11 protein-coding genes are annotated in these 13,661 nt (G+C 72.8%); 1 reads left to right on the top strand and 10 read right to left on the bottom strand.

Translation table 11 applies throughout. The features are described 5' to 3' along the window. Window positions 1-278: 278 nt before the first annotated feature. A complete protein-coding gene (locus AC08OV_RS19670) occupies window positions 279-731 on the top strand; it encodes a nitroreductase/quinone reductase family protein (RefSeq protein ID WP_476615801.1) in 453 nt (150 codons plus the stop codon). 54 nt (window positions 732-785) lie between these two features. Here AC08OV_RS19670 and murG read toward each other — a convergent pair whose 3' ends face one another. The 10 genes from murG to mraZ all read right to left on the bottom strand — a co-directional run bounded on the left by murG (window position 786) and on the right by mraZ (window position 13,586). Continuing rightward, window positions 786-1,916, bottom strand: coding sequence for an undecaprenyldiphospho-muramoylpentapeptide beta-N-acetylglucosaminyltransferase (murG, locus tag AC08OV_RS19665; protein ID WP_476620083.1), 1,131 nt, complete (start codon window positions 1,914-1,916; stop codon window positions 786-788). A 3-nt stretch (window positions 1,917-1,919) separates the two neighbouring features. Next, window positions 1,920-3,371, bottom strand: coding sequence for a putative lipid II flippase FtsW (gene ftsW, locus AC08OV_RS19660; protein ID WP_476615803.1), 1,452 nt, complete (start codon window positions 3,369-3,371; stop codon window positions 1,920-1,922). A 101-nt stretch (window positions 3,372-3,472) separates the two neighbouring features. After that, the gene (murD, locus tag AC08OV_RS19655; RefSeq protein WP_476620082.1) at window positions 3,473-4,870 is read right to left on the bottom strand and encodes a UDP-N-acetylmuramoyl-L-alanine--D-glutamate ligase; all 1,398 of its coding nucleotides are present in this window, start codon (window positions 4,868-4,870) and stop codon (window positions 3,473-3,475) included. Between the two features lie 4 nt (window positions 4,871-4,874). Next, window positions 4,875-5,942 (bottom strand): phospho-N-acetylmuramoyl-pentapeptide-transferase, encoded by a 1,068-nt coding sequence (gene mraY, locus AC08OV_RS19650; RefSeq protein ID WP_462188191.1) that lies wholly within the window; start codon window positions 5,940-5,942, stop codon window positions 4,875-4,877. Window positions 5,943-5,991: 49 nt separating this feature from the next. Then, the gene (locus tag AC08OV_RS19645; RefSeq protein WP_476614820.1) at window positions 5,992-7,395 is read right to left on the bottom strand and encodes a UDP-N-acetylmuramoyl-tripeptide--D-alanyl-D-alanine ligase; all 1,404 of its coding nucleotides are present in this window, start codon (window positions 7,393-7,395) and stop codon (window positions 5,992-5,994) included. Continuing rightward, entirely contained in the window at window positions 7,392-9,050 is a 1,659-nt protein-coding gene (locus AC08OV_RS19640) for a UDP-N-acetylmuramoyl-L-alanyl-D-glutamate--2,6-diaminopimelate ligase (RefSeq protein WP_476620081.1), read from the bottom strand. Before AC08OV_RS19640 ends, AC08OV_RS19645 begins: the two co-directional genes overlap by 4 nt. Before the next feature lie 73 nt (window positions 9,051-9,123). Further along, on the bottom strand, window positions 9,124-11,043 hold the full coding sequence (locus AC08OV_RS19635; protein ID WP_476614818.1) for a peptidoglycan D,D-transpeptidase FtsI family protein: 1,920 nt from the start codon (window positions 11,041-11,043) through the stop codon (window positions 9,124-9,126). Between the two features lie 86 nt (window positions 11,044-11,129). After that, window positions 11,130-11,948: a cell division protein FtsL gene (gene ftsL / locus AC08OV_RS19630; protein WP_476614817.1), complete on the bottom strand. Its 819-nt coding sequence runs from the start codon at window positions 11,946-11,948 to the stop codon at window positions 11,130-11,132. Beyond that, a complete protein-coding gene (rsmH, locus tag AC08OV_RS19625; protein WP_462203247.1) occupies window positions 11,945-12,931 on the bottom strand; it encodes a 16S rRNA (cytosine(1402)-N(4))-methyltransferase RsmH in 987 nt (328 codons plus the stop codon). The genes ftsL and rsmH overlap by 4 nt, the downstream gene beginning before the upstream one ends. Window positions 12,932-13,154: 223 nt before the next feature. After that, window positions 13,155-13,586, bottom strand: coding sequence for a division/cell wall cluster transcriptional repressor MraZ (gene mraZ / locus AC08OV_RS19620; RefSeq protein WP_476614816.1), 432 nt, complete (start codon window positions 13,584-13,586; stop codon window positions 13,155-13,157). Window positions 13,587-13,661: the final 75 nt, after the last annotated feature.

Here is a 13,661-nt window from a genome sequence, read left to right as displayed (position 1 = left end):
GGATACGTGGTTGCGACTCCCCCACGGCCGTCCAAACGGCGGTGGGGTACTGTCGAAAATAAGAAAAGCTTCAATTTTCTCATACAAAGAAGTGCCATCCGATGCCTGTGAGACGGCGTCTCCTCCCCGGCGTGAAAGCGGCGCCGCGCCGCGGGCCCGGTAACGTCGGCGCGACGTCCCGGGCGATGATCCTGCCGGCTGTTGCCCGGCGTCGATGGTTGACTGCCGCAACACGCCCCCGCCGGCATGGCCGGCGGCGACAGGTGAGGATCGAGACGATGGCCGACACGCAGGACCCGCGCAGACCTGGCTTCGACGTCAGGGCGGTCAACCAGACCGTGATCGCCGAGTACCGGGCGACTGGCGGCGCGTTGGAGAAGACGCTGCCCGGTTCCAGGCTGGTGCTCGTGACGACGACCGGACGGCGCAGCCGGAAGGAGCACACCACCCCGCTGGGGTACGTCGTGGACGGCGGTCCCGGCCGCATCGTCGTCTTCGCGTCCAACATGGCCGCCCCGCGGCATCCGGACTGGTACCAGAACCTGACGGCCGAGCCGAAAGTCGTGGTGGAGCTCGGCACCGACCGATTCGAGGCCGAGGCGTCGACCGCCACCGGGGACGAGCGGCAGCGGCTCTACGAGGCACTGGTCGAGACGATGCCGGGAATCCGCGGCCACCAGGAGCAGGTGGAACGGGAGATCCCGGTGGTCGTGCTGGTCACGCTGCGGTGACCGGCCAGCGTTGGGCGCCCCCTGGCTGCCCAGCGGTCAGCGACGGCGGAGCGGTCAAGGAGCCGCGTGCCGCGGGCGGGATCGCCGCCGGGTGGCGGCGGCGTCCCGGATCATGGCGACGATCGCGGCGGCGGCCTGGGGATGGCCGCTGCCGGCACAGGCGGCCGACATCTTCGCCAGCCGTTCGGCGGAGATGAGCACCGGCAGCGCGTTCTCGAGCAGCCAGGACGCGCTGAGCTCGGCGTCCTCGACGAGGAGACCACCGCCGGCCTCCACCGTCGGCAGCGCGTTGCGGCGCTGCTCACCGTTGCCGTGCGGCAAGGGGACGTAGACCGCCGGGAGCCCCACCGCGGCGAGTTCCGCGCACGTCATCGCGCCCGACCGGCACAGGGTCATGTCGGCCGCGGCATAGGCCGAGGGGATGTGGTCGAGGTACGGCCGCAGCTCGTACGGCGTGGGCAGGTCGAGGGGCAGCGCCGCGGCGACCTCGTCGAAGTTCTTCGGCCCGGTCGCGTGCAGCACCTGGATCCCGGCGGCGGCAAGGGGATGCGCCGCCGCCGTCATCACCTGGTTGAGCGAGCGGGCGCCCTGCGAGCCGCCGAAGACGAGCAGGGTCGGCCGGTGTGGGTCGAGCCCGTAGCGCGCCCGGGCGGCCCGCATCGCGGCCGGGGAACGGTCAAGGGTGAGGATCTCCCCCCGCAGCGGGATCCCGGTGAGCGTCGCGCCGCGCAGGGGCGTGCTCGGGTAGGACGTGGCGACGAACGGGGTGAGCCGGGCGCCGAGCCGGTTGGCCAGCCCCGGCAGCGGGTTCGCCTCGTGCACCACGATCGGGATGCCGCGGCGCCGGGCGGCGAGGTACGCGGGCGCGGACACGTATCCACCGAACCCCACGACCACGTCCGCCCGAACCCGGTCGAGGGTCTCCCCTGCCTGACGGATCGCGTCGAAGAACCGGGCGGGCAGCTTGAACACGGCCGGGGTGGGGCGGCGCGGCATCGGGACCTTCGGCACCGTCGCCAGCTCATGGCCCCGGGCGGGCACCAAGCGCGCCTCCAGACCGGTCGTGGTGCCGAGCAGGGTCAGCCGCACCCGGGAGTCGGTCGCCCGCAGCGCGTCCGCGACGGCGAGTGCGGGTTCCACGTGGCCGGCTGTCCCGCCGCCGGCGAGCACTACGCTTCGCAACATCGGTCAAGACGATGACACATCACGCCGTCTCCCGGGCAGCCCGGTCCCGGTCACCCGGGCCCGCACGCGGGATGATATGCGCCCCGACGAACGCCCCGATCCGGGCTCCGGCACCGGATCCACCGGACCCGACCGCGCGCCGTCGACCGGTACGAGGCCGAGGTCCGGTCGGCGGCCCCGGCGGCGGCGCCGCCAGCGCTGGCGGCGCCGGCCGGCCGCGGCGAGACGCGCGGCGTGGCGTTCCTCGGCCCGTCGGGACAAGAACTCGGCCGCGGCCGGCTCGGACCGGGCGAAGGAGAGCAGCATGCCGAGGGCCGCGAGGGTCGGCAGCAACGCGGAGCCACCGAACGACACCAGCGGAAGGGTGACGCCGGTGATCGGCAGCAGACCCACGACGGCACCCATGTTGACCATCGCCTGGACGAGGATCCAGGCGGTGACCCCTGCGGCGGCGAGCCGGACGAACAGCTCGTCACAACGGTGCGCGATCCGCAGTCCCGCGTATCCCAGCACACCGAACAGACCCACCACCACCAAGCTGCCGACCAGCCCGAGTTCCTCGCCGATGATCGCGAGGATGAAGTCGGTGTGCACCGCGGGCAGTAACTGCGGCCACTTCTCCCGGGAGGCTCCGAGGCCCTCCCCCCACCAGCCGCCGGTCGACAGGGCATAGATGCCCTGCACAGCCTGGAAACCGTCGCCGTGCGCGTCGGCGAACGGATCGGTGAACGACAGCAGGCGCCGGATGCGGTAGGGCTCGACCACGGCGAGGACCGCCGCCGCGGCGGCCATCAATCCCAGGATCCCGGTGTAGAGGCGCATCGGGGTACCGATCACCCACAGCACGGTCAACGGCACGACGGTCACGCAGATCGCCCCGCCGAGATCCGGTTCGAGCAGCAGCAGCAGGTCGATGAACAGGAACACCGGGACCAGCGGAACGAGCAGGTGTTTGGGGTCGGACAGCAGCCGCCGTTTGCGGACCAGCAGATCCGAGCACCACAGCACAAGGGCGATCTTCGCCAACTCGCTGGGCTGGATCGTAATCGGCCCGACGACGATCCACTGACGGGCGCCACCGCGCACGCTGCCGATACCCGGGATGAGCACCACCATCAGCATCAGCACGGTCCCGAGCAACAACGGGTAGGCAAAGGCGCGGAAGACCCGCACGGGCAGCCGGGAGGCAACGGCGACCACCGGCAGACCGATCGCGACCCAGATCGCCTGCCGGATGAACAGCGTGTAGGAGGAGCCGGAGTCGGCGTAGGAGCGCACGCTCGACGCCGACAGGACCATGACCAGGCCGAGCACCAGTAGCAGACCGGCCGAGGACAGCAGCAGGTAGTAGGACGCCAACGGCCGGTCGAGCAGCGGCAGCCGTGCTTCGGCCCCGTCCGCCGCGCCGGTTCCCCCGCCGGCGGAGTCGGGCTCGGCCGCGGAGCCGGTTCGCACGGCTTTGGGCCCTCGCGCCGCCCGCGCCGCCCGCGCGGGCCGCGCGGGCCGCGCCGACGTTCCGGTGGACGGCGGCGACGACGCTCCCGACCCCGCCACGGTTACCCCTCTCGTGCGCGGACCGCCGCCGCGAACAGATCTCCGCGCGCCGCGTAGTCCCGGAACATGTCCATTGAGGCCGCGGCCGGTGCCAGGAGCACCGTGTCACCGGTGGTCGCGAACGCCGCCGCAGCCTTCACCGCATCGTCCATGCCGTCAGCCCGTTCCACGGGGACATCGGGGGCGTGTCGGGCGAGAGCGGCGGCGATCTCATCAGCGCAGCGCCCGATGAGGACCGCGGCGCGCAGCACCCGGCGCGCGTCGCGGACGAGATCGTCGAAGGCGAGGCCCTTGTTGAGGCCGCCCGCGATCCACACCACCGAGGGGTAGCCGGCCAGCGACGCGGCAGCGGCGTGTGGGTTCGTCGCCTTGCTGTCATCCACCCAGCGGACCCCGTCGATGACGGCCACCTCGGCGTTGCGGTGGGCGCCGGGCCGGAAGGCGACAAGCGCCGTGCCGATCGCGGCCGGGCCAACGCCCTCGGCGCGGGCGAGCGCGGCGGCGGCCAGCGCATTGGAGATCATGTGCGGGCTGGTCAGCGCGAGGTCGCGGACGGCGACCAGCCGCCCGCCGCCGAAGGCGTCGTCGACGAGATGGCCGTCGACGACGGTCAGGCCGGGCCGCGGCCGGGCCGCCGGGTCGAGACCGAACAGGACCCGCCGCCCCGGAGCGGCGGCGAGCAGGTCCGCGCTGGTGGCGTCGTCGGCATTGCCGATCGCGGTCGTCCCGGGACGACGCCAGATCCTCGCCTTCGCCGCCGCATAGGCCGCCGCGCCCCCGTGCCAGTCGAGATGGTCGGGGGCGACGTTGAGCACGGCCGCGGCGAGGGGGGCCATGGTGTGGGTGTAATGGAGCTGGAAGCTGGACAGTTCCACCGCGAGGGTCTCGTAGGGCGGCTCGGCGGCGACCGCGTCCACGATCGGGGTCCCGATGTTCCCGGCGGTGGTGGATCGCCGGCCACCGGCGGCGAGCATCGCGCCGAGCATCTCGGTGGTTGTCGTCTTGCCGTTCGTTCCCGTGACGGCGAGCCACCGGCTCCCACCCCGCCACCGCCAGGCGAGCTCCACCTCCCCCCAGACCGGGATCCCGGCGCCGGCCGCCCCGATGATCAGCGGGGCCGTCGGCGGGACGCCGGGCGAGGTGACGACCAGCGTGCTGTCCCCGGGATCGGCCGGCAGGCCGCCGAGGTCCACCTCGGCCCCGAGCGCCCGCAGCGTCGCGGCCGCACCCTGGTGACGTGGGGAGTCGTCGGCGTCGACGACCCGGACCCGCGCGCCGCGGGCAAGCAGTGCCCGAGCCGCGGCAAGCCCGGAGACCCCGATCCCGACGACCAGCACGGGCAGACCCGCCCAGGAGGTCGGGGTCGCGAGGTCGCCCGGGCCCTGGCCGTCGCCCGTCATGGCGTCAGCCACCTCCGTGGGAGAGGAACTCCGCGTAGAACAGGCCCAGGCCGAAGGCCACCGCGAGTCCCGAGACGATCCAGAATCGGATGATCACCGTCGTCTCGGGCCATTCGGCGAGCTCGAAATGGTGATGGATCGGCGCCATGTTGAACACGCGTTTCCTCGTCGCCTTGAAGAACGCGACCTGGATCATCACGGACAGGGTCTCGATGACGAACAGGCCGCCGAGGACGACGAGAAGCAGCTCGGTCCGACTGACGATCGCGATGCTGGCGAAGGCGCCGCCCAGCGCGAGCGACCCGGTGTCCCCCATGAAGATCTTCGCCGGGCTGGCGTTCCACCACAGGAACCCGAAACAGGCCCCCATCGCCGCCGCCGCGACCAGCGCGACGTCAAGGGGATCACGCACGAGGTAACAGCCCGCCTCGGCCGCGTGCGGCTCGCACAGGTTGCCGAACTGCCAGAAGGAGATGATGACGTACGCGCCGAACACCATCGCCGAGGTGCCGGCCGCGAGGCCGTCGAGGCCGTCGGTGAGGTTCACCGCGTTAGAGGTCGCGGCGATGATGATCCAGGCCAGCAGGGGAAAGGCGATGATGCCGACGGAGAAGCTCGTGTCCCGCACGATCGAGATGTACGTCGAGCCGGGGAGCAGCCCGGCGTCATTCTTGAACCGGACGGCCAGCAGGCCGAAGACGATCGCGACCGCGGCCTGCCCGGTGAACTTCATCCGGGCGGTGAGCCCGAGGCTGCGCTGCTTACGGATCTTGATGTAGTCGTCCAGGAAGCCGACCAGGCCGAGTCCGGTCATCACCATCAGCACGAGCAGACCCGACGCGGTGAACCCGATACCGGTCACCAGGTGGGCCAGGAAGTACCCGGCCAGGGTAGCGACGATGATGACGGTGCCCCCCATCGTGGGGGTGCCCCGCTTGGTCAGATGGCTGGACGGCCCGTCCTCGCGGATCTCCTGGCCGTATCCCTGCCGGCGGAAGAGCCGGATCACCCAGGGTGTGCCCAGCAACGACACGACCAACGCGACCATGGCCGCGATAAGAACGCCTCTCACGCGTGCGTCACCCGCGCGGGTCCGCGTGTGTGGAGCCAGCCGTCCGCCGTCATGTCCCCTCGATCCCGGCGCCGAGGACGCCGAATCTGGTCACCAACGCCTCGGCGACGCGTTCCAGACCGAAGGACCGGCTGGCCTTGACCAGTACCACGTCGTCCGGTCCGGCCTGCGCGGCCACCAGGGCCACCGCCTCGTCGGCGTCGGTCACCTCCACCGACTCCCCATCCCAGGAGCCTTCCAGCGAGGCGCCCAGGTGGATGCGGCGGGCCGCCGGACCCACCGCGATCAGTCGATCGACCCCGAGGCGGACCGCGAACCGGCCGAGCACGTCGTGCTCGGCGGCGGCGGCGTCACCGAGTTCCCCCATCGGACCGAGCACCGCGAACGCCCGGCCCTTCCCCCGCATGCCCACCAACGCCTTCAGCGCCGCCCGCATCGACTCCGGGTTCGCGTTGTAGGCGTCGTTGACGACCACCACCCCGGCCGCAGTGGTGGTCACCTCCATCCGCCACCGGCTGCGCGGGCGGGCGGCGGACAGCGCCGCGGCGACCCGGTCCGGGGACAGCCCCAGCCGGATCGCGACGGCCGCCGCGGCCAACGCGTTCGGCACCTGGTGCGCGCCGGCGAGCCCGAGGGTCACCCGGTGGTGCTCGCCGTACGCCAGCAAGTCGAACGAGGCGCGGCCCAGCCGGTCGACATCGACGGCACCGGCCCGCACGTCGGCCCGTCCGCCCTCCCCGAAAGTGATCACTTCGGCCGTCGTCCGAGCCGCCATCGCCGCGACCAGCGGGTCGTCGGCGTTGAGCACGACGGCCTCGCTCGCGGCCTCGGCAAGCTCGCCCTTGGCCGCGGCGATCCCCAGCCGGCCGTCGGCGTACTCGCCCAGGTGGGCACTGCCGACGTTGAGGACCACCCCCACCGCCGGGCGGGCCACCGCGCAGAGGGTGGCGATGTGCCCCGGGCCGCGGGCACCCATCTCCAAGACGACGAACGCCGTGTCCGGCTCGGTGCGCAGCAGCGTCAGCGGCAGTCCGATCTCGTTGTTGAACGAGCCGGGCGCGGCCACCGTCGGGGCGAGCCCGGCCAGCACGTCGGCGAGCAGGTCCTTGGTCGTCGTCTTGCCCGCCGACCCGGTCACGGCGACCACGGTGGCGGCGGCCAGGTCACGGACGTGCGCGGCGAGCGCGGCGAGCGCCGAAGGCGGATCGGGGACAATGACGGCCGGCTCGCCCACCGACCGGGCGGCGAGCACAGCGGGCGCGCCGGCGGCGACGGCGGCGGCGGCGAAGTCGTGCCCGTCGACCCGGCTGCCGGCCAGGGCGACGAACAAGGCGCCGTCGCGGACCTCGCGGGAGTCGACGACGACCGAACGCACCGTGACGCCCGGGTCGGGCACCGCGTCGAGCCGGCCGCCGGTCGCCGATGCGACCTCGGCCAGGGTCAGCGGGATCATCTCCTCTCCACCGAGGAGAGCGCGGCGCGCAGGGCGACCCGATCGTCGAAAGGGGTCACCACCCCCGCCTGTTCCTGGCCCGGCTCATGACCCTTGCCGGCGACAACGACGGCGTCCTGAGGCCCGGCCTCGGCCACGGCGGCCGCGATGGCCGCGGCGCGGTCCGGTTCGACCAGGACCGTAGCCGTAGCCGAGTCCGTAGCCGAGTCCGTGGCCGACAGCGCCGTGACCCCGGCGAGCATCTGGGCGAGGATCTCCGCCGGATCCTCCGAGCGCGGATTGTCGTTCGTGAAGATCGCAATGTCGGCGAGTGTCGCCGCGGCAGCCCCCATCAACGGGCGCTTGCCGCGGTCGCGGTCGCCACCGCAGCCGAGCACGACGATGACCCTGCCCTTCACCAGCGGGCGAACCGTCTCTAGCAGCGTCGTGACCGCGCCCGGGGTGTGCGCGAAGTCGACCAGGGCCAGGAACGGCTGGCCGGCGTCGACCCGCTCCATCCGGCCGGGCACCCCGGGCAGGGAGCCGATCCCCGCCGCCGCCGTGGCCGGGGGGACCCCGACGGCGACGAGCAGCGCCAGCGCGCCGAGCGCGTTGGCGACGTTGAAGGCACCGGGCAGCGGCACGGACAGATCCACCCGCAGCCCGTCCGGGCCCTCGGCGCGCAGCAGCGTGCCGGTCGGCCCGTAGGAGACGTCCCGGGCCGTCCAGTCGGCCGGCCCCTCGACGGCGAACGTGATCGCGCCGGGATGCCGTTCGGCGAGCCGGCGGCCCCACCGGTCCGCCACGCCAATCACCGCGACAGCGGTCCGGGCCGGGTCGAACAGGGACGCCTTCGCCACGAAGTAGTCCTCCATGGAGGAGTGGAAGTCCAGATGGTCCTGGCTGAGGTTGGTGAACACGGCCCCGGCGAAGTGCAGGGCGTCGGCCCGGTGCAGGGCCAGCGCGTGGCTGGACACCTCCATCGTGGCGGCCCCCACGCCACGCTCGACCATCGTGGCGAGCAGGGCCTGCAGGTCGCTCGCCTCCGGGGTGGTGCGGGCGGAGCCCAGCCGTTCGTCGGCGATCCGGGTCTCGATCGTGCCGATCAGGCCCGTGGTGTGGCCGGCGGCGCGCAGCCCGGCGTCGAGCAGGAAGGCCGTGGTCGTCTTCCCGTTGGTGCCGGTGACGCCGAGCAGGCGCAGCGCCGCGGAGGGATCACCGTAGATCCTCGCCGCCACCGGGGCGAGGTCGCGCCGTGGATCGTCGCTGACAAGCACCGGGACTCCCCCGGGGGGGCCGGCCGGCACGGCCGCGATCCGGCGGGCGCCCTCGGCGTCGGTGAGCACGGCGACGGCGCCGCCGGCCACCGCGGCGGCCGCGAAGGCCGCACCGTGCGCGTGGGCACCGGGCAGTGCCGCGTGGAGGTCGCCCGGCCGGACCGCACGCGAGTCGTGGGTGACGCCGTGCACGATCACGTCCGTGTCCGTGTCCGTGTCCGTGCCCGCACGCGTGCCCGACGGCGAATGTCCCGCATCCGCGAACGCCGCCGGCTCCGGGACGGGCGCCGCGGCCGCGAGCACCGCGCGCAGATCGGCGAGGCTACACGCGGGCGGGGCAGCCGGTCGAGGTGCCGGAGAGGTCACGGTCACGACCTTAGTGGGGGCGGGCACGGCCATCCCCACGGGAGCCCGAGCACGGCGGTGGTCCAGCCGGCCTTCCCCGCCCGCCACGTCCCGGCGCGGATCGCGATCATCTGTCCAGGTCGAGCAGGAGCGGTGCGGGCCTGGTGATCGGCTGTGGCACGCCGAGGGTGGTCAACGCGAAGGACATGACACGTTGGAACACGGGCGCGGCGACCTGACCGCCAAAGTAACCCTTCTTCGGGTTGTCCAGGACGATCTCCACCACCACCCGCGGATCATCCGCCGGGGCGAACCCGATGAACGAGGGAACGTAGCCCTGGTAACCGCCGTGCACCGGGTCGGGCCGTTTGGCGGTGCCCGTCTTGCCGGCCACCCGGTAACCGGGAACCTCGGCGAGCGGCGCCGTGCCCTCGTTCGTCGCCACCGCCTCGAGTATCCGGGTGAGCGTGGCCGCGGTCTGCGCGCTGACGACGCGCTGACCAGGCGGATGGGGAATCACCTTGACGACGCCGTCCGGACCGGTGATGGCGTCGACGAGCCGCGGGGTCACGCGAACACCGCCGTTCGCGATGGTCGCGTACACCGAGGCCATCTGGAGCGCCGTCGCCGACATGCCCTGCCCGTAGGAAATGGTGGCGGCCTGGCTGCCCGACCAGTCCCGGGCGGCCGGCAGCAGGCCGGTGCCCTCGCCGGGGAAGTTCAGGCCCGTACGGGCACCGAGCCCGAACGAGCGCAGCGTCTGCTCCAGCCCGATCCGCCCGACCCGCTCGGAGATCTCCACGGTGCCGATGTTGCTGGAGCGGGCCAGGACGCCAGCGGCGGTGAGATGTTCGACGCCGTGCGGCTCGGAGTCCTCGATGCGTACCCCGCCCCGGGTGATGGAAGGCGGGATGGTCATCGGGGTCTCGGAAGTGATCAGACCGCGGTCCAGCGCCGCGGCCATCGTGATCACTTTGTTGACGCTGCCGGGCTCGTAGGCGTCCCGCGTGGACCGATTGCCCAGCGCCGGGGTGTCCCGGGCGGTGATGTTGTTCGGGTCGAACTGCGGCGAGTCGGCCATCGCGAGGATGTCCCCGGTGCGGGGGTCCATCACGACGACCATGCCGCCGTCGGCCTCGGAGGTATGGACCGCGTCGGCGATCGCGTTCTGAGCGTTCCACTGGATGTCCCGCTCGAGGGTCAGGCGCAGCGAGGAACCCGGGATCGGGTCCTTCTCGCGGCTCTGGCCCGAGGGGATCTCGATGCCCGCCGGGTTCGCCTCCAGCCGGCGAAGGCCGTCGGTACCGCGCAGCACCTTGTCATACGCCAGCTCCAGCCCGCCGCCGCCCTCGAGGATGTCACCATCGCCGTGCCGCATGAACCCGATGACGTTCGCGGCCAGTTCGCGGGACGGGTAGGTGCGTCCGCGTTCCTCGGTGATGCCGATACCGCGCAGCCCCAGGGCGCTGACCTTCTCCGCCACGTCCGGAGTGAGCCCGCGGGCAAGGTAGACGAACTTGATGTGGTCGGCCGGGTCGGTGGTGAGCCGTCTGCGCAACGCCTCGGTGCTGTCGTCGAGGACCGGCGCAAGCTTCGCGGCCGTCCCCGCGATGTCCCTGACGTTCGTCGGGTTCGCGTAGACGGCCCGCAGCTCGACGTGCTGCGCGAGCGTGTGGCCCGCCCGGTCGGTGATGGCGCCGCGCGCCGCGGGCAGCACGATGGTCCGCAGCCGCTGGGCCTCGGCCTGGGCCGCGTAGGTGGAGGCGGAGAAACCCTGCAGCTGGGTCAGGCGCAGCCCGAGGACACCGAGGACCGCGCACATGAGCACGATGGACACCCGCAGCCGCCGGCGCGGGCTGCCCAGCCGGTAGGCGCGACGGACCCGGGGGTGCCGCGGCCGGCTGACCCGACCGGGACGCCGGCCCACATACCGGCGGCCCGCATACCGGCCGTCCGGATACCGGCCGTCGTGGTCCTCGTCGCCGTACTCGTCCGCACCGGGCCCGTCGCCGGCCCCCCGACCCGGATCGTCGACATCCCGCCGCAACCGACCGCCATACACGGAGGATGGCGGTGGAGGAACAAGGCGTAGCCGTCCGCGACCGCGCCGGGGGGAGCCCGGGGGCGTCGAGCTCACTGCCCGGCTCCGGCCTTTCCCGCCGCCCCGATCGCGGCACCACCGGCCGCCGGACCACTGGGCGCGGCACCATTGGGCGCGGCACCGTCCGTCCCGGTGGCGGGAAGGCGGGCGTGGGCGGTTCCGCCGGCACCGGTGGTGCCACCCGCCGTCGCGCCGGCCGCTGGCTGACCGGTCTTCCCGGGACCGCCGGTCTTCCCGGGACCGCCGGCCGGACTCGGGCCGGGCGATGCGGGCACGACGATGAGGACGGATCCGCTGCCCGGTTCCCGGGCCAGGGTCCGGGAACCAACGGGCAGCGGAGCGCCCGGCGGAAGGTATGCCGGTACCCCGCCGGGGATCATGCCGTAGCGGGAGGCCTGCGCGGCCAGCGACGCCGGATCGGAGAGCTGGTCGGCACGCACCGACAGCGACTGTTCCTCGTCCGCCAGCGCGGACGCCCGATTGCGCAGAGTGTTGGCCTGGAACGAGTTCTCCATCAACGCCAGGTTCAGCAGCAGCAGGCAGAGCAGACCAGCGCCCAGCAGGAGCAGCAGCAGCACGACGAAGGGACCCTTGCGGCCCCCGCCCGGCGCCGGCCGGACCACCGCGAGCCGCGCCCGGCTCGGCGCCCGGCGCGGCTGCGGGTCGATGGCCGGAGCGGTCGCGCCGGCCGAGCGGGCCGCGGGCCGCCCCGTCGAGGAGGTCGGGGCGCTTGTCGTCCGCCCACCGCCCCTTTGCCCGGAGTCGGGCCGCCCGGAGCCGGTCCGCCCAGAGCCGGTCCGCGCGGGGGCGGAACGCCCGGCGCGGGAGAGCGGCTGCGCGGGAGCGGTCACGATGCACCTCCGGTCGGTTTCCGGGTGTGGTCCGGGTTCGGCGCGGTACGTTCGACGGCACGCAGGCGGACGGAGGCCGCCCGCGGGTTCTCGGCCTTCTCGGTCTCGCTCGCCGGTTCCGCACCTCGGGTCAACCAGCGCAGCCTGGGGCCCGCGCCCTCGGGCACCACCGGCAGGCCCGGCGGGACCAAGGCCTCCGCATAGCCGCGCAGTTGCCGCTTGACCAGCCGGTCCTCGAGCGAGTGGTACGACAGGACGACGAGCCGGCCGGACACGGCCAGCGCGTCGAAGGCCGCGGGCAACGCCCGGGCGAGCACGTCGAGCTCGGCGTTGACCTCGATACGTAACGCCTGGAAGGTACGTTTCGCCGGATTGCCGCCGGTCCGCCGGGCCGGCGCCGGGATGGCGTCGCGTACCAGATCGGCGAGCCGCGCCGAGGCGACGAACGGGGCGACGGCCCTGGCCTGGACGATCGCACCGGCGATGCGGCGGGCGAAGCGCTCCTCGCCGTATTCCCGCAGGATGTGGGTCAGCGCGTCGGCATCGTAGGTGTTGAGGATGTCGGCGGCCGTCCTGCCCCGCGTCTGGTCCATCCGCATGTCCAGCGGCGCGTCCCGGGAGTAGGCGAACCCACGGTCGTCCGTGTCCAGCTGCAACGACGACACGCCGAGGTCGAACAGGACGCCCTGCACCACCGGATGACCGAGCCGGTCCAGGATCTCGGCCACCTCGTCGTAGACGGCGTGGACGAGCTCCACCCGGCCGGGGGCGAGCCCGTGCAGCCGCTCGCCGCTGCGCTCCAAGGCGTCGGGGTCGCGGTCGAGCCCCACCAGCCGTACGTGCGGGAAGGCCGTGAGCACAGCCGCGGCATGCCCACCGAGACCCACCGTCGCGTCCACCACGATCGCTCCGGATACCCGCAGGGCCGGGGCCAACAAAGTCAGTACACGGTCGGTCAGCACAGGCGTATGTGTGGCGTTCAGTGCTGAGCCTCCCTCGACCGCTCGTGGACCTCGTCTTCAGATGTACTGACGGGCATGGGGGCTTCATCGGCGGAAGCCACCGGGCGGCGGGCCCGGGTCGGGTGACCGAGGTCGACCGCCCTCGCGTACGTCCCGGATGCCGGCCGCCGGGGAAGGGACAGCCGGAAGGGACGGTGCGCGTGGCGAGCCCGCGGAGCACCCGGATCCATGAACCCGGGGCAGCTCAGATCACTCCGGGCAGGACCTCCTCGGACAGCTCGGCGAAGCTCTCCTCTTGGCTTTCCAGGTAGGTCTGCCACCGCTGGGCATCCCAGATCTCAATCCGAGTGTTGGCCCCATTGACCACGCAGTCGCGCATCAAGCCCGCGTAGGACCGCAGCGGAGCCGGAATCGTGATCCGCCCCTGCCGGTCCGGCACGTCGTCCGCGGCCGAGGAGAAAAACACCCGACTGTAGTCACGCAATGCCTTTGCGGTAACCGGAACAGTGCGGAGGGACTCGCTGATCCGGGTGAACTCCGCCATCGGAAAGACGTACAGGCAGCGTTCCTGCCCCTTGGTGATCACAAGCCCCCTCTCCAACTCGTCACGGAATTTCGCGGGCAGCGTCAGCCGCCCTTTGTCGTCGAGCCGCGGCGCGTGGCTGCCGAGAAACACCGGCAACCTCCTCGCCACCGCGAGGAAGACAACGACAGGTCACCCCGCGACGGTCACCCGTAAGCTGCTGTCCCC

This window comes from Frankia sp. CeTa3Moorea, from assembly GCF_978021225.1.
The sequence above is the reverse complement of the archived record's forward strand: the minus strand, read 5'-3'. Positions and strand labels throughout refer to the sequence as shown.